The organism is Candidatus Flexicrinis affinis, from assembly GCA_016716525.1.
GTDB classification, from domain to species: Bacteria; Chloroflexota; Anaerolineae; order Aggregatilineales; family Phototrophicaceae; genus Flexicrinis; species Flexicrinis affinis.
In genome coordinates this window covers 466,224-486,863 of sequence record JADJWE010000009.1, presented here as the reverse complement: position 1 = coordinate 486,863, position 20,640 = coordinate 466,224, and the positions used below count along the sequence as shown (strand labels likewise).

At 62.5% G+C, this 20,640-nt stretch carries 17 protein-coding genes; 13 read left to right on the top strand and 4 right to left on the bottom strand.

Features of this window, described 5'->3' with window-relative positions; all coding sequences use genetic code 11:
• The first annotated feature begins 20 nt into the window (after positions 1-20).
• The 3 genes from IPM16_21315 (at position 21) to IPM16_21305 (ending at position 3,785) form a co-directional block, all read left to right on the top strand.
• The gene (locus IPM16_21315) at positions 21-782 is read left to right on the top strand and encodes an SDR family oxidoreductase (protein ID MBK9125645.1); all 762 of its coding nucleotides are present in this window, start codon (positions 21-23) and stop codon (positions 780-782) included.
• 372 nt (positions 783-1,154) lie between these two features.
• A complete protein-coding gene (locus tag IPM16_21310) occupies positions 1,155-1,367 on the top strand; it encodes a cold-shock protein (protein MBK9125644.1) in 213 nt (70 codons plus the stop codon).
• A gap of 159 nt (positions 1,368-1,526) precedes the next feature.
• Positions 1,527-3,785, top strand: coding sequence for an NADP-dependent malic enzyme (locus tag IPM16_21305; protein MBK9125643.1), 2,259 nt, complete (start codon positions 1,527-1,529; stop codon positions 3,783-3,785).
• 148 nt (positions 3,786-3,933) lie between these two features.
• On the opposite strand, the gene IPM16_21300 is transcribed toward IPM16_21305, so the two are convergent.
• Complete coding sequence (locus tag IPM16_21300; GenBank protein MBK9125642.1) at positions 3,934-5,460, bottom strand: hypothetical protein; 1,527 nt, start codon at positions 5,458-5,460, stop codon at positions 3,934-3,936.
• A 304-nt stretch (positions 5,461-5,764) separates the two neighbouring features.
• Here IPM16_21300 and IPM16_21295 point away from each other — a divergent pair, with 304 nt between their 5' ends.
• From IPM16_21295 to IPM16_21260, 8 genes are all read left to right on the top strand, one after another.
• Positions 5,765-6,949, top strand: a complete 1,185-nt coding sequence (locus IPM16_21295) for a glycosyltransferase family 1 protein (protein ID MBK9125641.1) — start codon at positions 5,765-5,767, stop codon at positions 6,947-6,949.
• A gap of 216 nt (positions 6,950-7,165) precedes the next feature.
• Positions 7,166-8,239 (top strand): PIN domain nuclease, encoded by a 1,074-nt coding sequence (locus IPM16_21290; protein ID MBK9125640.1) that lies wholly within the window; start codon positions 7,166-7,168, stop codon positions 8,237-8,239.
• Positions 8,240-8,246: 7 nt separating this feature from the next.
• On the top strand, positions 8,247-9,704 hold the full coding sequence (locus IPM16_21285; protein MBK9125639.1) for a cysteine--tRNA ligase: 1,458 nt from the start codon (positions 8,247-8,249) through the stop codon (positions 9,702-9,704).
• A gap of 2 nt (positions 9,705-9,706) precedes the next feature.
• Positions 9,707-10,417 (top strand): aspartate/glutamate racemase family protein, encoded by a 711-nt coding sequence (locus tag IPM16_21280; protein ID MBK9125638.1) that lies wholly within the window; start codon positions 9,707-9,709, stop codon positions 10,415-10,417.
• Positions 10,418-11,161, top strand: a complete 744-nt coding sequence (gene rlmB, locus IPM16_21275; GenBank protein ID MBK9125637.1) for a 23S rRNA (guanosine(2251)-2'-O)-methyltransferase RlmB — start codon at positions 10,418-10,420, stop codon at positions 11,159-11,161.
• Positions 11,162-11,391: 230 nt separating this feature from the next.
• Positions 11,392-11,949, top strand: a complete 558-nt coding sequence (gene frr, locus IPM16_21270) for a ribosome recycling factor (GenBank protein ID MBK9125636.1) — start codon at positions 11,392-11,394, stop codon at positions 11,947-11,949.
• 143 nt (positions 11,950-12,092) lie between these two features.
• Positions 12,093-12,881, top strand: a complete 789-nt coding sequence (locus IPM16_21265) for an isoprenyl transferase (protein ID MBK9125635.1) — start codon at positions 12,093-12,095, stop codon at positions 12,879-12,881.
• Positions 12,882-12,938: 57 nt separating this feature from the next.
• On the top strand, positions 12,939-13,892 hold the full coding sequence (locus IPM16_21260; GenBank protein MBK9125634.1) for a MoxR family ATPase: 954 nt from the start codon (positions 12,939-12,941) through the stop codon (positions 13,890-13,892).
• Positions 13,893-13,935: 43 nt separating this feature from the next.
• Here IPM16_21260 and aspS read toward each other — a convergent pair whose 3' ends face one another.
• A complete protein-coding gene (aspS, locus tag IPM16_21255) occupies positions 13,936-15,228 on the bottom strand; it encodes an aspartate--tRNA(Asn) ligase (protein ID MBK9125633.1) in 1,293 nt (430 codons plus the stop codon).
• A gap of 477 nt (positions 15,229-15,705) precedes the next feature.
• On the opposite strand from aspS, the gene IPM16_21250 reads away from it, so the two are divergent.
• Positions 15,706-17,931, top strand: a complete 2,226-nt coding sequence (locus tag IPM16_21250) for a protein kinase (GenBank protein MBK9125632.1) — start codon at positions 15,706-15,708, stop codon at positions 17,929-17,931.
• Here the strand turns inward: IPM16_21250 and IPM16_21245 are convergent.
• Together IPM16_21245 and IPM16_21240 are read right to left on the bottom strand one after the other, a co-directional pair.
• On the bottom strand, positions 17,928-19,142 hold the full coding sequence (locus tag IPM16_21245; protein ID MBK9125631.1) for a PAS domain-containing protein: 1,215 nt from the start codon (positions 19,140-19,142) through the stop codon (positions 17,928-17,930). The genes IPM16_21250 and IPM16_21245 overlap by 4 nt on opposite strands.
• Before the next feature lie 175 nt (positions 19,143-19,317).
• Positions 19,318-19,989 carry an aquaporin gene (locus IPM16_21240; GenBank protein MBK9125630.1) on the bottom strand — a complete coding sequence of 224 codons (672 nt, stop codon included), beginning with the start codon at positions 19,987-19,989 and terminating at the stop codon, positions 19,318-19,320.
• Positions 19,990-20,149: 160 nt separating this feature from the next.
• Between IPM16_21240 and IPM16_21235 the strand changes: the two genes are divergently transcribed.
• A complete protein-coding gene (locus tag IPM16_21235; protein ID MBK9125629.1) occupies positions 20,150-20,638 on the top strand; it encodes a hypothetical protein in 489 nt (162 codons plus the stop codon).
• Positions 20,639-20,640: the final 2 nt, after the last annotated feature.

Here is a 20,640-nt window from a genome sequence, read left to right as displayed (position 1 = left end):
GTCGGCACAGGAGAAAAATCATGAACGGTATTTCAGGTAAGGTGGCAGTGGTTACCGGTGCGGGCCAAGGAATCGGCGCGTCAACGGCAAAGTTGTTCGCGCGACAAGGCGCGAAAGTCGTCGTCTCGGACGTACTGGACGACAAGGGCAACGAGGTCGTGGCCGCCATTAAGGCCGAGGGCGGCGAGGCGATTTACGTCCACGCCGACGTCTCTTCAGAGGAGCAGGTCAAGGCGTTGATCGACAAAGCCGTACAAACGTATGGCCGGCTCGACTTCGGGATCAACAACGCCGGCATCGGCGGCCTCTCTGCCCCGACCGCCGACTATACGTTGGCCGACTGGAACAAGGTCATCGGAATCAACCTGACCGGCGTGTTCTTGTGCATGCGCTACGAAATCCCCGAAATGCTCAAGACCGGCGCCGGCGCGATCGTCAACGTGTCGTCGATTCTGGGCTGGGTCGGGTTTGCCAACGCGCCGGCCTACGTGGCCGCCAAGCACGCCGTAATCGGCCTGACCAAGAACGCGGCGCTGGAATACGGCCCGCAGAACCTGCGCGTGACGGCGGTGTCGCCGGCCTTCATTCAGACCCCGCTGCTTGAAGCGGCTGGTATCACGCCGGGCAGTGATATGTACAACGGCCTCGCGCAAATGCACGCGCTCAAGCGGCTCGGTACGCCCGAAGAAGTCGCCGATCTGATCGTGTGGCTGTGCAGCGACGGCGCCTCGTTCATGACCGGCAGCGCCGTGCTCGTCGACGGTGGCTACGTCGCGCAGTAACTGAAGGCTGTGGTATACAGGCCCCTGACCGCAATTCAGGGGCCTGTTCTATGTTTCACGCCCTATTCCTCTGGCGAGACCGCCATCTGATCCATCGCAAACGCGCATAGCCATTTGGTCCTGACTTTCACCTAGCCACTTCACAAGCCACCGAAAGTCATGTACACTGATTTACGGCGTGATACACGGGGCGATGTTGCCTCGGGCGCCAATGTTTGCACCAAACCTGTTTCAACCCTGAGTGCCCCGCTGGTTCCGACCCGCTTCAACCCTCAGACGCACGACGCAGCACCTCCAGAATTCCGGAATTGTGTGCAGCAGTAGCAGCAGGATGTGTCAAACACAATTCGCACTCTGTAGGAGGATTGCGCAATGGCACGTGTTACCGGCACCGTCAAGTGGTTCAATGGTGAAAAGGGCTACGGCTTCATCACCCCGGAGAACGGCCCGGACGTCTTCGTTCACTACTCGGAAATCCAGTCCGCTGGCTTCCGCACCCTGAACGAGAACGACAAGGTCGAGTTCGAGATCACTGAGGGTCGTAAGGGCAAGCAGGCGAGCGCCGTCAAGGTCATCACCGCCTAGTTCGTCCCGAACACAAAAACGAAACGCCCCCGGTTCACGCCGGGGGCGTTTTTTGTTGTGCGCGCGCGCACCGCCTGAGTCCAACCTCACGCGACCGATGCGCCTCCGACGGGTTAGAATAAGCGTCATAGAGTTTCTTCCATATCCAGGATACCCCTCATGAGCATCACTAAAGTCGACGCGCTGGAATATCACCGGCAGGGCCGCCCGGGCAAAATCGAAGTCGTCCCCACTAAACCGGTCAACACCCAACGCGAGTTGTCCCTCGCCTATTCGCCCGGCGTCGCCGAAGCCGTCCTCGCCATCAACGACGACCCGCTCGAAATCTACAGCCTCACGGCCAAAGGCAACCTCGTCGGGGTCGTCAGCAACGGCACCGCGATCCTCGGCCTCGGCAACCTCGGCCCCAGCGCCAGCAAGCCCGTGATGGAAGGCAAAGGCGTGCTGTTCAAGCGCTTTGCCGATATCGACGTGTTCGATGTCGAGATCAACGCCAAGACGCCCGACGAGATCGTCGCGGCAGTGCGGGCGATGGCCCCGACCTTCGGCGGCATCAACTTGGAAGACATCAAGGCGCCGGAATGCTTCGAGGTCGAGCAGCGCCTACGCGCCGAGTTGGACATCCCGGTCTTCCACGACGATCAGCATGGCACCGCGATCATCACCGGCGCGGCGCTGCTCAATGCGCTGGAAGTCACGGGCCGGAACATCGCGGAACTCAAGGTCGTCATCGTCGGGGCGGGCGCGGCAGGCATCGCCAGCGGCGAGTTCTACGTCTCGCTGGGCGTCAAGCGCGAGCACATCACCATGTGCGACATTCACGGCGTGGTCTACAAGGGCCGCACCGTCGAGATGGACCCTTACAAGGAAGCCTTCGCGCAGGACACCGATAAGCGCACGCTGGCCGAAGTCCTCGTCGGCGCGGACATGGTGCTCGGCCTGTCGGCGAAGGACGTCATCAAGCCGGAGATTCTGGCCGGCATGAACCCGCAGCCGATCATCTTCGCGCTCGCCAACCCCACGCCGGAGATCATGCCGGAGGCTGCGCGCGAGGCCCGGCCCGACGCGATCATCGCCACGGGACGTACCGACTACGCCAATCAGGTCAACAACGTGCTCGGGTTCCCGTTCCTGTTCCGCGGCGCGCTCGACGTGTACGCCACGCAAATCAACGAGGCGATGAAGCTGGCCGCCTGCCAAGCCCTCGCCCGCCTGACCAAAGAGGACGTGCCCGACAGCGTACTGTCCGGCTACGGCCTCGTGTCGCTCAAGTTCGGGCCGGAGTATCTGATCCCCAAGCCGCTCGACCCGCGCGTGCTGCTGTGGGTCGCCCCGGCTGTTGCAAAGGCCGCCATGGACAGCGGCGTTGCGCGCCGCCAGATCGACCTGCGCACCTACCGCGACGAGCTCATCCGGCGGCAGGGTTACGGTCAGCAGTTCCGCTACACGCTGTTCAACAAGGCCACGCTGGGCAAGAAGCAGCGCATCGTATTTGCCGAGGGCGAAGAGTCGAAGATCATCCGCGCCGCATACCGCGTAGTAGAGGAAGGCATCGGCGAGCCGATCCTGCTCGGTGACCCGGAAAAGATCGCAGCCGCGCTGGAAGACCTCAACTTCTCGTGGAGGCCCACGATTGTTCACCCGGCGACCGACCCAAACCGGGACCGCTATTTCGATACCTTGTACACGATGCGCCAGCGCAAGGGCGCGAGTCAGGCCGTGGTCCGGTCGATGCTGCGCTCGGTCAACTTTTACGCGCCGATGATGGTGCTGTCCGGCGACGCCGACGCGTACGTGGCCGGACTCGTCCGCGAGTACCCCGACGTGGCGCGTCCAGCCCTCCAACTGTTCGGTACCCGGCCCGGCACCAAGCACGCCAGCGGCATCTACATCATGGTGATCAAAGGCCGCGTCTACTTCTTCACCGATACGACCATCAACATCGATCCGGACGCCGAGACACTGGCCGAGATCGCCATCCTCGCCAACGACTTTGCCGCCTCGCTCGACTTCACGCCGCGCGTGGCCATGCTCAGCTTCAGCAACTTCGGCAGCGTGCGGCATCCGCTGGCGGACAAAATGCACGACGCCGTGCAAATCGTGACCAAGCTGCGCCCGGACATCGTCATCGACGGCGAGATGCAGGCGGACACGGCGGTGGTCGAGCAGATCGCCAACGACCGCTTCCCGTTCAGCCGCGTGCGCGACGCAAACGTGCTGGTGTTCCCCGGTCTGAGCAGCGCGAACATCGCCTACAAGCTGCTGGCGCGGCTCACCGACGCCGAGGCGATCGGGCCGGTACTGCTGGGTATGGGCCGTCCGGTGCAGGTCTTGCAGGCGGGCGACGACGTGGACAGCATCGTGGCGCTTACCGCCTTCGCCGCCCTCGACGCCCAGCGGAGGACAACTGCAGGGTAGGGATCAGGAGTCAGATGCAAGTCGACAGGGATCAGGTGTCAGTATTCAGGTAGGACTGCGGCGTGGCCGAGGATTGGAAAGGGACATGCGGCTCACTGCCGCGGAGGTCGAGGCGGCGCGTCCGAGAAACCGGCTTTGAGTTACAGGCCTAAGGATTGATTCGTTCGGTTGCGACGTACATTGATGCGATTCCGTTGCGCGCCACGAACGTAATTTCCGCGATTTGGCCCAGTTGATCGATGCCAAACTGATAGACTCGCCCCGGATAGATGAGCATGTGTGCGGGAATCTGTCCGGGCCAGTTTCCGCGCAGATCATCAATGGTAGCCACAACCGCGCGCGGGGCGTTGAACTCCCATTGTCTGGGAATCTCGTCGACGACCAGTTCTCCGGCTGTAAGCCAGTACACGAGGTCGGGATGTGAGGCGTGACGCGCCCCCTCGGGAACATCTCGAAGTGATAACGCAAGGTCTCGCGTGCTCTGGACATCCACCGAATTGTAACCACCTGCGCCATTTTGAATTGGCATGACGAGATCTTTCGAGAAGTGAACCAAAACGACTAGCGTCAGCACGATTGCGGAAAGGGTCTTCACGAGCGATAAGGATCCAGCGCCGCGCATTAATTGCGCTTTCACAGCCTGCACGACAATGAAGTAGAGCGGCAAGAACACTGGCGCCATTAGCCGCGTGTTTATAGCATCAAACGCATAGCTAGAAGCCGAAATGACCATCCACCCGGCAAAGAGCACCGTATATGACGTGAGCAGGAGGAGGAGGCGCGAATCCAGTCGTGTGCGATTCCTCCATATCATCCATGCAGTCGCCGTCGCTCCAAGTACGAAACCGGGTAATGCCAATGCTGCTTTTGATGCCAACGGGTACGGAACAATCCAGCTCATCAGTGTAGTAACTACCCGTTGAGTGTTCTCAACAACACCGACGTCCGACGGGTACCTCGGTCCAAGAATTGTTTGATCCACCCCGTAGTTTCGAAACATCCAGAGGCCAATTGCGATGCCGCTGACCGCAATCGTCACAGCAACGTAACCCAGCTTTCGTGAGGTTTGGGTGGGGATCAAGTACAGTACGGCAAAGAGCAGTGTCCCAATGTTGACGACCCCGATGTAGCGCGTCATTGCTGCCGCACCCGCCAGCATGGAAGCTCCCACAACTCCCGCAAGTGAGGGCTGCCTCAAAAGTGATCTCATGACCCAGAACTGCGCCACGCTGATCACGATGTACATGGATTCCGACCACGCGAATCGCGAGACAGCAAATACGGGCGAGAACACCAAGGCCGCGACAAGCATATGATATGCCGCCCGGTTCAGCATCGTTCTCGATCCAGTCAAGTTTCGCACTGCAGTTGACAGAGCGAAGATCAGTACGCCAAACAGGAGAAGCGCCAATACATGCGCCGAGGTTGCTGCATCGAGAGCGCCGGAAATGAGCGAGATCGATACTGTATAAAGCGGAGGGAATACGGTCAGTAGTTCATTGCGGTAGTTCGCGAGGCGCCCAGTCTCTGCAAAGTTTTCTGCCATCGAGAGATATTCGACCGAATCGGCAGAAATGCCGAGGCCAAACTTGCTTGTGGCCAAAGCCAGCACGATGACTGCGATAGCAGCGTGCACCAGTGGTATAGCAATACTGCCGAAGCTTGCGCGACTCATTCGTCCGATCTACCGAGTAGTGGTTCAGTGAACGTATCATAGCGCGGGTGAGAGTCTGAAGGATTAAGATGCGCGAGGCAGCGTTCTCCACAACTAACAGCGGTACTTTGGCAGACAGATGGGCTGTAGGCTGCCGGAAGAGGGTTACAGACCCGGAGTGCCGTCCGACCGATCCCGTCCTGAAGGTAGATCGCCGCGGACGCGACAGTCTGCGCACCCACTACCCTGCCTGCGCATGTCGATTGCCGCCCATTGCGCTCGTCGCTACCCTGATATCTGACTCCTGACTCCTGATTCCTCTCCCATGCGCATCGTCCTGTTCACCGACACGTTTCTGCCCAAAGTCGACGGCATCGTCACGGTTATCCGGCTTCTGCTCGAACACTTGCAGAAGCGCGGGCACACGGTCATGGTCGTCTGCCCCGATCTTGGCCCGGTGGACGAGTACGCCGGTGCACAGGTCGTGCGCGTGCCGGGCATTCCGTTCTGGGCCTACCCGGGCCTCAAACTGAGCTGGCCGGGGTATTTCACGTATCGCAAGGTACGCGCCTTCAAGCCGGACGTCGGGCATTTCATCCACGCCGGATTCACCGGCGGCAGCGGCATGTTCATGATGCTGGCGCTGAACACCCCGCGCGTCGTCAGCTTTCACATCGATTACGCGCGCCTCGCCCCGCAGTTCGGCTTCGCATGGGCATGGCCGGTCGTCGGCGGACTGGCGCGCATCATGTTCAACCGTGCCGACCTGCTGATCGCCCCGGCCGGCCACATGATTGAGCGCATCCGCGAGCAGGGCCTACGCCCGCCGATCGAGGTGTGGGGCCGCGGCGTCGACACCGTGCGTTTCCATCCGCGCTTTCGATCCGACGCTATGCGGTCGCGACTCGGGGGCGACGAGGGATCCACCCTGCTGCTGTACGTCGGGCGGCTCAGCGAGGAGAAGCGCCTGCGCGATCTGCGGGCCGTGCTGGAAACCGTGCCAAACACCCGCCTTGCGTTGGTCGGCGACGGTCCAGAGCGGCCCGATCTGGAGGCATACTTCGCCGGCCTGCCGGTCACGTTCACCGGCAACCTGCACGGCGACGATCTGAGCGCCGCCTACGCGAGTTCCGACGTGTTCGTATTTCCTTCGCGCATGGAGACCTACGGCCTCGTCGTCGCCGAAGCGATGGCGTCCGGCGTGCCGGCGGTGGCGGCGCGGGTTGGCGGCGTACCGGAGATGGTCGAAGACGGCGCGACCGGCTTCACGTTCGAAGTGGGTGACGTAACGGCACTGATCGACGGCGTGCGTGCGCTGACTGCCGACGCTGCGGTCCGTGCGCAAATGGGCGCCGCCGCCCGGGCATGGGCGGAGATCAACACATGGGACGACAAGATGGACCGCGTGATCGGGTACTACGAGCAGGCCATCGCCATCCGTGCTGGGAAAGACCGGTTCGGCCGGCCACAGTCGTCCACACCACGTGCCAACAAGTCCCTCTCCGACTAAGGGCAGCGCATGGGCCATTGGAGGGCGCCGCGTCTATCGTGCAGCCACACTCTAGCGTATAATCGATCGATTAGCGCGTGAGTGCCGCAGCCAGCGCGCCACAACACCTTCCTTCATTATCGCTGGTTCGCCACCTGCACCGTGACGCGATGTGTCACGCGCCTACCCGGGATTATCGGTAGGCGGAACGCGGGCGCGATCCACAGGAGTGTGTCCATGTCGCTCGACTTTCTCTCTCGTATGATAGGGATGGTCGTCTTCGCCGTACTCGGTGCGCGTTTGGGCGCCGACCTTGGCGAGGCGATCAGCCTCGAACAGCCGATTGGCGGTGTCCTGTTCGGCCTTGTCGGGACGCTCTTCGGCCTGATCCTCACGCCGTGGCTGACGACACGGCCGGTGCGCGCCTTGCGCCGGATGGTCAATTCGCTGTCGATCGAAGTACTTCTGATGTCGATCATCGGCGCGGCGATCGGTCTGCTGCTTACACTCCTGCTGGCGTACCCGATCTCGCTGCTCGGCGGCGTGGTCGGCAATGTGCTCCCGGCCGTCATCTCGATCATCGGCACGTACCTGCTGGCGACGACCTTCGCCTTGCGCAGCCGCGAACTGTGGGAGCGGATAAGCGGCGGATCGAGCCAGCGCAAGCTGCTCATGCCGTCCAACCGGCAGGTCATCATCGATACGTCGGCGTTGATCGACGGGCGAGTCGTCGACATCGTCCGCACCGGTTTTCTGGTCGGGACGATTATCGTGCCACGCTTCATTCTGAGCGAACTCCACCACGTCGCGGACTCGTCTGATCCGCTGCGCCGTAACCGCGGCCGGCGCGGGCTGGTCAAGCTCAACGAGCTGCAGCGCAGCGACTTCATCATCGTCAAGATCGTCGAGGACGATTTCGAGGACATCGCGGAAGTCGACGATAAACTGGTCGCTCTCGCGGGCCGCTACGAGGCCGCCATCATCACCAACGACTTCAACCTGAACAAGGTGGCCGACGCGCAAGGCGTGCTGGTGCTCAACATCAACCTGCTGGCCAATGCCGTGCGCAGCATCTACATCCCCGGCGAATCGCTGATGATCCACATTTTCCAAGAGGGACGCGAGGCCAATCAAGGCGTCGGCTACCTCGAAGACGGGACGATGGTGATTGTCGAACAGGGCCGCCAGTTCATGGATCGTACGATCAAAGTGGTCGTCACGCGCTTGATTAACCGCGAGACAGGCCGCATCATCTTTGCCGTGCCAGAGGGCATGGAACGCAAGGGCGACATTCCTGAGGAAACGGAGTAAACCGTCAATGAGCTTGATGATCTACAACGTGCTGGGCCGCCAGAAGGTCGAGTTCGTCCCGCTTGAGCCCGGACGCATCGGCATGTACGTCTGCGGCCCGACCGTGCAGGAGTACTCCCACCTCGGCCACGCCAAGACCTACGTGTCGTTCGACGTAGTCGTGCGCTGGCTGAGGGCATCCGGCTACGACGTGTTGTATGTCCAGAACATCACCGACGTCGGGCACCTGCTGGAAAGCGGCGAAGACCGCATCCTGCGTAAGGCCAGCCAGCTTCAGGCCAAGCCCATGCAGATCGTCGAGCACTACGCACGCCACTACTTTCAGGACATGGACACGCTCGGCGTGCAGCGGCCCGACATCTCGCCGCGTGCCAGCGGCCACGTCCCCGAGCAGATCAAGATGATCGAGACGCTGCTCGAGAAGGAGTACGCGTACGTCGCCAACGGTAGCGTGTATTTCGACGTGACCAGCGCGCCGGGATACGGCAAGCTGTCGAACCGGCGCATTGACCAGCAGGAAGCCGGCACGCGCGAGGCCGTCCGCGGCGAGAAACACCATGCCGAAGACTTCGCCTTGTGGAAGCGCGCCGATCCTGAACACATCCTGCGTTGGGACAGCCCGTGGGGCGAAGGCTTCCCCGGGTGGCACATCGAGTGCTCGGCTATGGCAAAGAAGTATCTGGGCGCGACGTTCGACATCCACGGCGGCGGCGTGGACAACATCTTCCCGCACAACGAGTCGGAAATCGTGCAGAGCGAATGCGCCAACGACGCCGACTTCGCCCGCTACTGGATGCTGGTCGGGTCGCTCAACGTGCCGGATCAGTTCGGCATCCCGACCAAGATGAGCAAATCGCTCGGCAACTACGTCACGATCAAGGACGCGCTGGAGAAGTACCGGCCCGAGGTCATTCGCATGTTTGTACTGGGCGCGCACTACACCAGCCCGGTCACTTACAGCGACGAGTCGATGCGCGGCGCACAGGGCGGTTGGGAGCGTCTCAACAACGCGGTGTGGCTGGTGCGCTCGCAGCTCGCCGGCGCGCCCGCCGGTGACGAGGGCGGGGCGTTCAGCGAACGGCTCGACAAGGCGCGCGCCGCCTTCGCCGAAGCAATGAACGACGACTTCAACGCGCCACTGGCCGTTGCTGCCCTGCAAGACCTCACACGAGATGTCAACGTGCTGCTCAACGGCGGGACGACCGTCGGTGTCGAAACGCTCAAGGCCATTGACAGCTTGTACAGCGACCTCGCCGGCGACGTGCTGGGGATCATCGCGCCGCAGCAGCAAGCCGGAGCCAACGCCGAGCGCGAAGCCGGCTTGGTTCAGATGCTGATCGACATGCGTACGGCGGCGCGCAAAGCCAAGAACTGGGCCGAATCCGACCGGATTCGCGACGAGTTGGCTGCGCTCGGAATCACGCTGGAAGACCGGCCTGACGGTACGGTGTGGAAAGGCGAATGACCATGAAACGCATCGGGCTTATCGGCGGATTGAGCTGGGAATCCTCGGCGGAATACTATCGGCTCCTCAACCAGTTGGTGCGTGAGAAGCTGGGCGGGATGCACTCGGCCGATTGCGTGATGACCAGCTTCGACTTCGCTGAAATCGAGGCGCTGCAATCCGCCGGCGAGTGGGATGCGGCCGCCCGGTTAATGGTCGATGCGGCGCATCGGCTAGAACGCGCCGGTGCAGAGTGCATCGTGATCTGCTCCAACACCATGCACCGCATGGCCGGCGAGGTACAAGCCGCCGTCGACGTCCCGCTGATTCACATCGCCGATCCGACCGCCCGCGCCGCGATGGTGTCCGGCCATGAAACGGTCGGCTTGCTGGCGACCATCTACACGATGGAGCAGGAATTCTACCGGGGCCGGCTTGTCATCAAGCACGGCCTCAACGTCATCGTGCCCGAGGATGAAGATCGCCGCGCGGTGAACGGCATCATCTATCGCGAGCTGGTGCAGGGCAAGGTGCGCCGCAAAAGCCGGACGCAAATTGTCGCAGTCATCGAGAAACTTCAATCCCTCGGCGCTCAGGCGATCATCCTTGGTTGTACCGAACTCGGTCTGCTCATCAAACCGGAGCACAGCCCGCTTCCGCTCTACGACACGACCCTGCTTCACGCGCGCGCGATCGTCGATTTTGCTATCGGCGAGGCGCCGGAGGACATCTAAATGGAGTTTCTGTACGGGCACTGGGCCGTCCTCGAGTCGCTGCGTGCGCGCCGGCGCAAGCCCGACCAACTGCTGATCGCCGACCGCATCGAAGAACGCGGCAAGGTCGCCGAGATTGTTCAGATGGCACAGGCGCGGCGTATCGACGTCAAGCGCGTGACGCGCCGCATCCTCGACGATCTATCCAACGGCGCGAATCATCAGGGCACGCTGCTGCGCGTTACCCCCTACCCCTATGTGCAGCTTGAAGATGTGCTCAATCTGGCGACGGCACGCGGCGAACGGCCATTTCTCCTGCTGCTCGACCTGCTCAAAGACCCACAAAACGTCGGCGCCCTGATTCGCGTGGCGGATGCCGTCGGCGTGCACGGCGTCATCATGCAAGACCGGCGCAGCGCCAGTGTCACGCCGGCGGTCGTCAACGCGTCGTCTGGCGCGGTCGAGCACATCCACGTCGTGCAGGTCACCAACCTCGTCAACACGATGAAGGACCTCAAGAAGCACGACATCTGGTTGGTGGGCATGGAAGCTGGCCCCGAGGTTCCCGCGCTCGAAAACGCCAACCTGAACATGGCGCTCGGCCTCGTCATGGGCAGCGAAGGCGAAGGCATGCGACGGCTTGTGCGCGAGACATGCGATCTGCTGATGTCCCTGCCGATGCGCGGTCACGTCGCCAGCCTCAACGTCGCCACCGCCGGCGCCGTCGCCCTTTACGCCGCCTACCAAGCCCGAGGATATACGTAGCAAGTGCTGAGTTTTCAGGTATCAGGTGTCAGTAATCAGATAACAGAGTCGATCGACGGCAAGGAGTGCTCGCTCGACGATTGGCGAGGCATGCTGGCCGATTCAGAGCACTGACCACTGAAGACTGTCTACTGACAACTGACTTCTGCGCCAGCCTTCAGCGACAGCCCGCGTTGCGGTATAGTTAAGCGTACACGATATTGATTTACGCTCAGCAGAGGCGTTAGAACATGATCGACGACGTACTCAAAGAGACCCGCAACAAGATGAAGTCCACCCTCAGCGTTTACGAGCAGGACTTGCACGGCATCCGCAGTAACCGGGCCAGTACCGGCCTTGTCGACCGGCTCGAAGTCGAGTACTACGGCCAACCGACGGAACTGCGCCAGCTTGCCAATATCTCGACGCCGGAGCCGATGCAAATCCTTATTCGGCCGTTCGACGGTTCGGCCGTGAAGGCCATCGAGCGGGCGATTCTTGAAGCCAACATCGGCATGCAGCCCAACACCGACGGCACCCAAATTCGCTTGAACATGCCGCCGCTGACGCGCGAACGCCGCGTCGAACTCATCAAGGTGCTGCACAAGCGTGCCGAAGACGCCCGTGTCAGCCTGCGCAACATCCGCCGCAGCGCCATCGAGGACATGAAAGAGTTCGAACGCGAGAAGATGATCTCCGAGGACGACCTCAAGCACGGCGAGTCCGAGGTCCAAAAGCTGATCGACCAATTCTCCGCGCAGGTCGATGAGCTGACCAAGAACAAAGAAAAAGAGATGATGGAAGTGTAATACAATGGAGTACGGCGCAGTGTGATTCTGCGCTGCACGGAGACGAAGGGGACCGGGACCTGAACTGGCTCCGATGCTGCGGGCTTATCGCAGGCCGCCCCCGTCCCGGCACCCTGAAGCGAAGTTGATCGAGGGCCGCTTGCATGGCCGCAAATGTCGTAGATCCATCTGTCACCTCCGCGCCGCTTGCCGTGCCGGAGCGTGTTCCGCGCCACGTCGCGATAATCATGGACGGCAACGGGCGTTGGGCCGCGGCGCGCGGGCTGCCCCGAAGCGAGGGACACCGGCAGGGCACTGAAAACCTGCGCACGATCATCCGCGCGGCGGTCGAGTTCGGCGTCGAGATCCTCACGATTTACGCGTTCTCGACCGAGAACTGGGGACGTCCTCGGCGCGAAGTGCGCCTGCTGCTCAAGATCCTTGAGATGGTGATCGACCGCGAACTGCGCGAGCTGCATTCCAACGGCGTACAAATCCGCCACATTGGCGAGCTGGACGGCATTCCGCCGGGCATTCAGCGCAAGGTGCAGCACGCCTGCGAATACACCCGCCACAACGATCGCCTGATCCTCAACGTCGCCTTCAACTACGGCGGGCGCGACGAGATCGTCCATGCGGTGCGGCGCATCGTGCAGGATGGCATCCCGCCGGAGAGCATCAACGAGGATCTGATCTCGAGCTATTTGTATACCAGCGGCCTGCCCGATCCCGACCTGATCATTCGCACCAGCGGCGAACTGCGGGTGAGCAACTTCCTGATCTGGCAAGGCTCGTACAGCGAGTACTACGCGACCGACACGCTGTGGCCAGACTTCAACCGCGAGCAGTTCCTGCTGGCACTAATCGACTTCAGCAAGCGGCGGCGGCGCTTCGGGCTGACCACCGAACAGGTCGAGGACGACCAAGATCTGAGCGAGACACTTCCAAGTTAGGCGCCGCCCGACCACGGACGCATTCGAACGAGCTTTTAGCACAAAGGCACTCACGCCATGTATTCGAACTTGAACGAGCTCAAGACAGCGCTCTCTGAGCAGCAGTATATCGCCAGCGACGACATCGGCACGGTCATGTTCCTCGCCGACAGACTCGGCAAGCCCGTGCTCGCCGAAGGTCCGGCGGGTGTCGGTAAGACCGAACTGGCGAAGGCCTACGCGCTGGCGACCAAACGCCCCCTGATCCGTCTCCAATGCTACGAAGGGCTGGACGAAAGCAAGGCGCTCTACGAATGGGAATACGCCAAGCAGATGCTGTACACCCAGCTCCTGCGCGATAAGCTGAGCGACATGCTGTCAAGCGCCGGCACCCTGCGCGAAGCGGCCGACCGGCTCGGCGCGGAGGAGAGCGTGTTCTTCAGCGAACGCTTCCTGCTGGCCCGTCCGCTGCTGCAAGCGCTGACCGCCGAACAACCGGTCGTCCTGCTGATCGACGAGATCGACCGCGCCGACGCCGAATTCGAGGCGTTCCTGCTCGAAATCCTGAGCGACTTTCAGGTGTCGGTGCCGGAGCTTGGCACAATCAAGGCGCGCCACATGCCGACCGTCGTGCTGACCAGTAACAATACGCGCGAACTCAGCGAGGCGCTCAAGCGGCGCTGCCTGTACCTGTTCGTGGACTACCCGACGCAGGCAGCAGAGCTGGCGATCGTGCGCCTGCGCGTGCCACAGCTTAACGCCCGCCTCGCCGAACAGGCCGTGGAAGTCGTGCAAAGCCTGCGCAGCATGGACCTCAAGAAAGCCCCGAGCGTCTCAGAAACGCTGGATTGGGCGCGCGCGCTGGTCATGCTCAATGCCGATACACTCGACAAGGACACGCTGCAGAACACGCTGACCGTTCTGCTCAAGCACGAAAGCGACGTCAATAAGGCCAAGCGCATGCTCAGCGGCGAGGGACGCTCGGCGTCGGACCGCGGACGTCGCAGCTTCGGGCGCGGATTCAATAATTAGTGCCGACCCGCTTCGCGCGGATCGGCACCACATCCAGACTCCGTTATGGGGTCAGCCGCCCGACGTCGCGCGGGAACAGAGCCGCTTCGCGCACGTTAGGCAGTTCGGCAAGCCGCGCTGTCCAGCGCTCCAGCCCGATCGCAAACCCGCCGTGCGGCGGCAGTCCAAATTTGAACGCCTCCAGATATCCCTCGAACGGTTCGACGGGCATGCCACGCGCGTCCAACGCTGCCAGATAATCCGCGTAGAGGTGTAGGCGCTGACCGCCCGTCACCAGTTCAAGACCGCGAAACAGCAGGTCGAAGCTGGCGCTGTAGGCGGGTCGCTGCACGTCCGGATGCGTATAGAACGGTCGCTTCGCCATCGGATAGCCTTCGACGAACACGAAATCGCTGCCGTATTCGCGCAGCGCCCACTCGCCGAGCCAACGCTCGTGATGCGGCGACAAATCCGGCTCCGCGCGGCAATCCTCGCCGGTTGCCGCGGCGATCAGGTCGAGCGCGTCCGTGAAGTGAACGATTGGGACCTTCGCCGGGATGCGCGGCAGGACAATGCCCCACAATGCGCACGCGGTAGCCGCCGAATCCGAGACAGCAGCGACCATTCCACGGATCACCTCGACCAGCGCAGTCATCACGTCGCGGTGGCTGTCGATAAAGCCGAACTCGACATCGCATGAGACGTATTCGTTCAAGTGCCGAGGCGTATCATGCGGCTCAGCACGGAAGACTGGCGCCACCTCGAATACGCGCTCGAATACACCGACCATCATCTGCTTATAGAACTGCGGGCTTTGCGCCAAATAGGCCGCACGCCCAAAGTAGTCGATCTTGAAGACGTTGGCGCCGCTCTCGGTCGCGGAGGCCACGATCTTCGGCGTTTGAATCTCGGTGAAATCGAGGCGGCGCAGCGTTGACCGGAACCCCTCCATGCTCGCCGACGCGATCTCGAACAGCGCGCGCTGCTTAGGATGACGCAGCGTGATCGCCGCGTGATCGAGCAGCGTCGGAAGCTGGGCGTTCAACTCCGGGCGGAACAGGTCGAACGGGGGCGGCTCAGCCGCAGGCGATAGGACTTTCACCCGCACGTCGTGAATTTCGACGCCGCCCGGCGCCTTCGGCTCCGCAACAACCTCGCCTTCGACGCACACCACCGATTCGGCGTACACACCGTCGAGCACTGCCGGCGAATCGATCACGACCTGCGCCAGACCGGAGCGGTCACGTACGATGAGGAAACCGAATCCCCCCATCGGGCGCCATCGGTGCAGCCACCCCGACACACTGACAGTTTCGCCAACGTGCCGGGCCAATTGGGATGCGAGAACACGGGACATGGGTGACACCTCCTCTTGGAATCAAACCCCCTCCGCTGCGGACGGAGGGGGCATCCGTGGTGCCACCGCAGTTTGCTTTCGGCACGCGGTGTCGAGCATGCCGTAAGCCTCGAAGCCTGATAACGGGGGCGACCCGGCGGCGCTTACTGGTCAGACGGCCATGTTTGAATCCGGACGTCTGCGTTTTTCGCCGCGCTCAGGAGTGTCGTTCCGCATACCACCGCTGACCGCGCTCACAGCCGAGGGCGCGGCTCTCTGGACAGAATGGATACGCGTACTCATCTCCCTCAACGCTTTCGATAGAGAGTAGGACAACCTGTGCGACCTGTCAACCACCCTAATCGGGGGCACCGCGGGGCGTGCAGGACGTAACGAAACGGTAGAAAATCCGCACAGAATACGCATTGGCATCGTCTAGCACGCCGCGCCGGTGCGTGCTACAGTTAGCGGCTGAGATCCACGCGACTGAGGACGCGGATGAACGAAACCCCGTTCGGCCCGCAAGGCACGCTGATCGGCAAATCGCTCGGCGACTATGAGCTTGTCGACCTGCTGACATCGGGCGGCATGGCGCGCATCTACAAAGGGCTGGACAAGCGGCTTCAGCGCTACGCCGCCGTCAAAGTCCTGATGCGCGAACTGCTCGACAGTGACGAAAGCCTGCCGGAACGCTTCTCCCGCGAGGCGCGTGCTGTCGCTCAGTTGGATCACCCCAACATCGTCACGGTCTACCAGACCGGCGAACAAGACGGCTATATGTTCATCGCCATGCGCCTGATCGACGGCAACGATTTGGCCGATGAAATCTCGCGCCTGCGCCGCCTCGGCAAGCTGATGGATCCGATGCGGGCGCTGAACATCCTCGAACAGATCGCCGAGGCGCTTGACTATGCGCACGGACGCGGCATCATCCACCGCGACTTCAAGCCGTCGAACGTCTTGCTCACCGAAGGCGACCGCGCTTACTTGACCGACTTCGGACTGGCGCTGTGGCAGTCCAAAGACAAGACCATGGGCACCGCCTTCGGGACGCCGCGTTATATCGCGCCCGAACAGGCCCTCGCCAGCGAGACCGCCGTCCCGCAGAGCGACATCTACGCGATGGCCGTTGTGCTGTACGAAATCCTCACCGGCGACATGCTGTTCCGTGCCGACACGCCGATGCAGGTCGCGCTCAGCCACATCAGCGAACCGCCGCCCTCGCCGCGCGGCGTCAACCCGGACATCCCCGAAGCGGTCGAGCGCGAACTGCTCAAGGCGCTGAGCAAGGACGCTAAGGCCCGCCATCAAACTGCCGGCGAATTTATTCGCGCGGTCAAAGCGGCTTATCAAGGCGCGCAGACGATGCACACCGCGCCGTCGTCATCGGGGAGCACGCGGCTTCTCCCCGGCGACGTGTCTCCGACCGTCGTCATCCCTGACGCCCGCACGCCGGTTTCGCAGCGTCTTGAGCGCCCTGCCCCGCCGCCCGAGACACGCTGGACATTGATCATCGCGATTATCGTCGTGCTCGTCGGCGCGCTCGTGTTCGGCGTCGCGGCGATTGTCGGGCTGTCACGCTTGTACGCCAACAACAACGCGACCGCGACCGCCACTGCGCAGACCGCCATCGCGATCGTTAACGCCACCGGCACGGTCAATGCGGCCAACACCGCCGCGTCGATCATGGCGACCGAAACCGCTCTCGCGCCGACAGCGACCCCGACCGCGACGGACACGCCGACCGCTACGCCCACCGCCACGGACACCCCAACCGCGACGGAAACGGCAACGGCAACCCCGACGGACACACCGACCGAGACTGATGTCCCACCAACCGCCAACGCGGCACAAACCACCGAAGCGCGGCAAGCGCGGGCGACCGACCGCGCAGAAGCCGCCACAACGGCGACTGCCGAATTTATCGCCATCGTCGCGCTGACCACCGGGCCGGACATCTTCGTGACGGTGACACCGGCCGATACACGCACAATCGAACCCGGTGATCTCACAGCGACGTGGATCGCCTCCACCAGCTTGACCGCGGCGCCCAGCGCCACCGCCGGCACGCCTGCGCCAACCGGCGAAACCGCTGAGCCTACCACTGAAGTCACCGCAACTGAGGAACTGTCCGCAACTCCGTCAGCCACCACGACCGCCGAGCGCGTGACGCCGACCGACGAGGCAGCGACCGAAACGGCGGCTGTTGCGCCGACCGCATCCGTAACCGCCGAAGCCTCCGGAACCGCCGACGTAACTGTCACCCTCAGCCCGACCTCGGCCCCGACCGAGAGCGAAACCCCGACTGCGACATCCGATGCGGTTGTTGGGCGCACGAGCACGCCCACGCCACGGCCCGAACCCGCCCGCCTGCTGCTGCGTTACTCGTTCGATTTCTTCGTCGTACAGGTCACCAGCGAACAGCCAGTCGACGTCTCGCGTCTGACGTTCTCCGCCGCTGACATCAACGCCCCGTCGCTAGGCGGCCCGCGCCCGATCGGCCTGCTTGAGCCCGGCGTTTGCGCCGTGTTGATGCAGCAGCGGCGCGTATTCGATCCAGAAGTGTACGGCTGTCCGCTGCCGGTCGATCGACTGGCTCAGATCCCCAGCGAGGCCGTGTTCTGGCGCACGATTTTCTCAGTATCGTGGAATGGCTCGCGGCTAGGCAACTGCACTCCGGCGTCCCGCACAGAAGAGCGGCAGTGCGAGCTGGTGATCCGCTAGTCGACCAGAGGCAGACCAACGTAGACGGCAGTCCCGGCGCTGGGCCTGCTCTTAAGGTCGATCTCGCCACCGTGTTCCATCACGATTTGGCGCGCGAGTGCCAACCCCTGCCCGCTTCCCGGGACGCTGACCGGCCTGCCGTCGTCGGTTTCCGGCGTGCCGCGGTAAAAGCGCGTGAATACGTGCGGCAGTTCTTCGCGCTTGATGCCGACACCGTTGTCGCGCACGCGGATCGTGACCTTGCCGTCTTCCGGCTCGCGAGTCTGCAGCATGATCGTGCCGCCCGCCGGCGTGTATTTGATCGCGTTGTCGAGGATGCTCCCCAGCGCCCAGCTCAGCCGCTGAATGTCGCCGTTGATCTTCAGGCCGCGCGTCTTGATCTGCACTTGCAGCTCGATGTGATGGTTGATGGCGATCTGGCGCCACTCGTTGCTAACCTTCCAGATCAACGTCTCCAGCGGCAGCACCGACGTCTCGTGCGGAAGCTGCAAAACGTCGCTGTCCGCCAGCACTTTGCGCAGCAGCACAACTGTGCCGATGCGCGTGCTATCGTAGTTCATCACCGCCGTAACCTGCGCCTGCACGAGCTGGTCGGCCACGTCGACGCGCATCGGGTCGCCCAACGCATACACGCCTGGCGCCAACGCATCGCCTAATGCATCGGTTACGGCCTCGGTCAGCGCCGTTGGATCGTCGCCTTTCATCAGCGGTCCGAGCAGCTTGCGCGCCGACGTGTTGACCTGCACCACGCGCCCGTTCAGGTCGAGGACGATCACGCCTTCCGGCAGCGCATCTATACTTGCGGCAAGCTGCGTGGTTTCCTGCCGGCTGACTCGCAGTTGGGAGCGAAGCGTGTCGGCTTTGTCCTGCACATACTCGGCATACCGGTTGAGGGCCAGCGCCAGATCGCCGAACTCGTCCGCCGCGATGTACAGCCGCGCGGTGCGATGCCCTGCCGCCAACTGCGCGATGATGTCGGTCGTGCGGCGCATCCGGTACGAGAATCGCAATCCGACGTACAGCGCGGCGAGCAGCGGCACCATCGCCGCCATCAGGACATACAGCGGGAAGCGCGCACGCACGCGGTCGGCCGGCGCTGTGTACAGAATCGCGCCGACAATCAGCACGAAAATGCCACTCAGCGCAATCGGCAGCAGCACGCGCCAGCGCAGCGACGCGCCAAAAGGTCGTGGTCGATCGGACGTTATCATGCCGAGATTATGACACGAAACACTCCTATTCGGCACGCCGCATGCCAACCGTGCTTGGAGTTCCACGTTCAGCCACGGGAACGGCAATCCCGGACAGGGCGGCGCCTACCCACTGTGCAAACGGCCCCGAAATGTCGCGAGGCCGTTTGTGTTGTTGTGAAGAGTTTCTCGCCTGCTACCTCTTCTCTTCGTCCGGCCCCAGCAGGAAGGCGTGCAGCAGGGCCGCCACCACGCCGCCGACCACCGGCCCGATGATGTACGGGAGAATGTAGCTCAGGTCGCCCGCAGCAAGCGCCGGGCCAATCGTGCGCGCCGGATTCAGCGACGCACCGGTGTACGGGCCACCGGCGAGGATGGCGATCGTCAGTGTGAAGCCAATTGCAATGGGCGCGAACGCCCCCGCGCGTCCAAACACCGCCGACTGGAAGATTGCGGTGACGAGGAAGAACGTCAGCACCGCTTCGAGCGCCATCACGCGGAAGTCGGCCGGGTCGATCGAGCCGAGCGTCTGCCCGTAGTTGAAGTCGGCCGCGCCGGTGTTCATCAGGGCCGCAACCAACAGGCCGCCGATAATGCCGCCGATCAACTGCACAACCCAATACTGCACAGCCTTCGACACGCTAATCTTCCCCACGGCGAGGAAACCCGCCGTAACTGCCGGGTTGAAGTGCCCGCCGCTGATCGGCCCGTAGAAGAACGCCATCGTCAATACGGCCAACCCGTGCGCAAACGCCGGGACCGTCACGCCAAATTGCGGCGCGATCGTCACGCTGGCCGCACCCACAAAAACAAGCGTAAATGTGCCCAACAATTCAGCAAGCAATGCCTTCACGTCCGAACGGTCCATGGCGGTGTCCTTTGCATACGCACCTGATGTAGCGGGATTATCCCCGGTTGGGAGTACGGTTTGCAAGGAGTTTGCACATCGGACGCACTCTGGCAAAATTCTCCCGCGATACTAATGGCAGTTGCGCCCGTGTTCGGCGCTCGAACCCTGAGGAAGAACCATGTTCAAGGCCGTACTAGTGCTTGCCGTCGCCTCTGTCTTCCTGCTGACGGGCTGTCGGCGCGGTGAGATCACCATTGACCCGCAAAGCCGCAGCGTATCGGTCACATTGCAGGAGTCGGACATCAACGACGTGATCGCCGAAGCACTTGCTGCACAATCCAATCCTCTGCTGCGCAACCCGTCCGTCGACCTGCAGCCCGGGCTGATCGTGGTCAATGGCGAGCATGTTCGCCGGGACGGCAGCGGGGCGACTGTGAGTGGCTCGATCAGCTTCCGTCCGACCGTCACGAACAACCGGCTTGAGATTACGGTCGAGTCGGTCGCGATCGACGGCTTGCCCAACGCTGACGACGCGCTGATGGACTTCGCCACCAAGCTGGCGGACAAGCTGAATGCCCGCTTGCAGCGAACCGTCCGCGTGTTTGAAGTCACGTCGATTACGGTGACCGATACGTCGCTGTCGTTCGTGCTGCAGCGCGGGGATTAGCC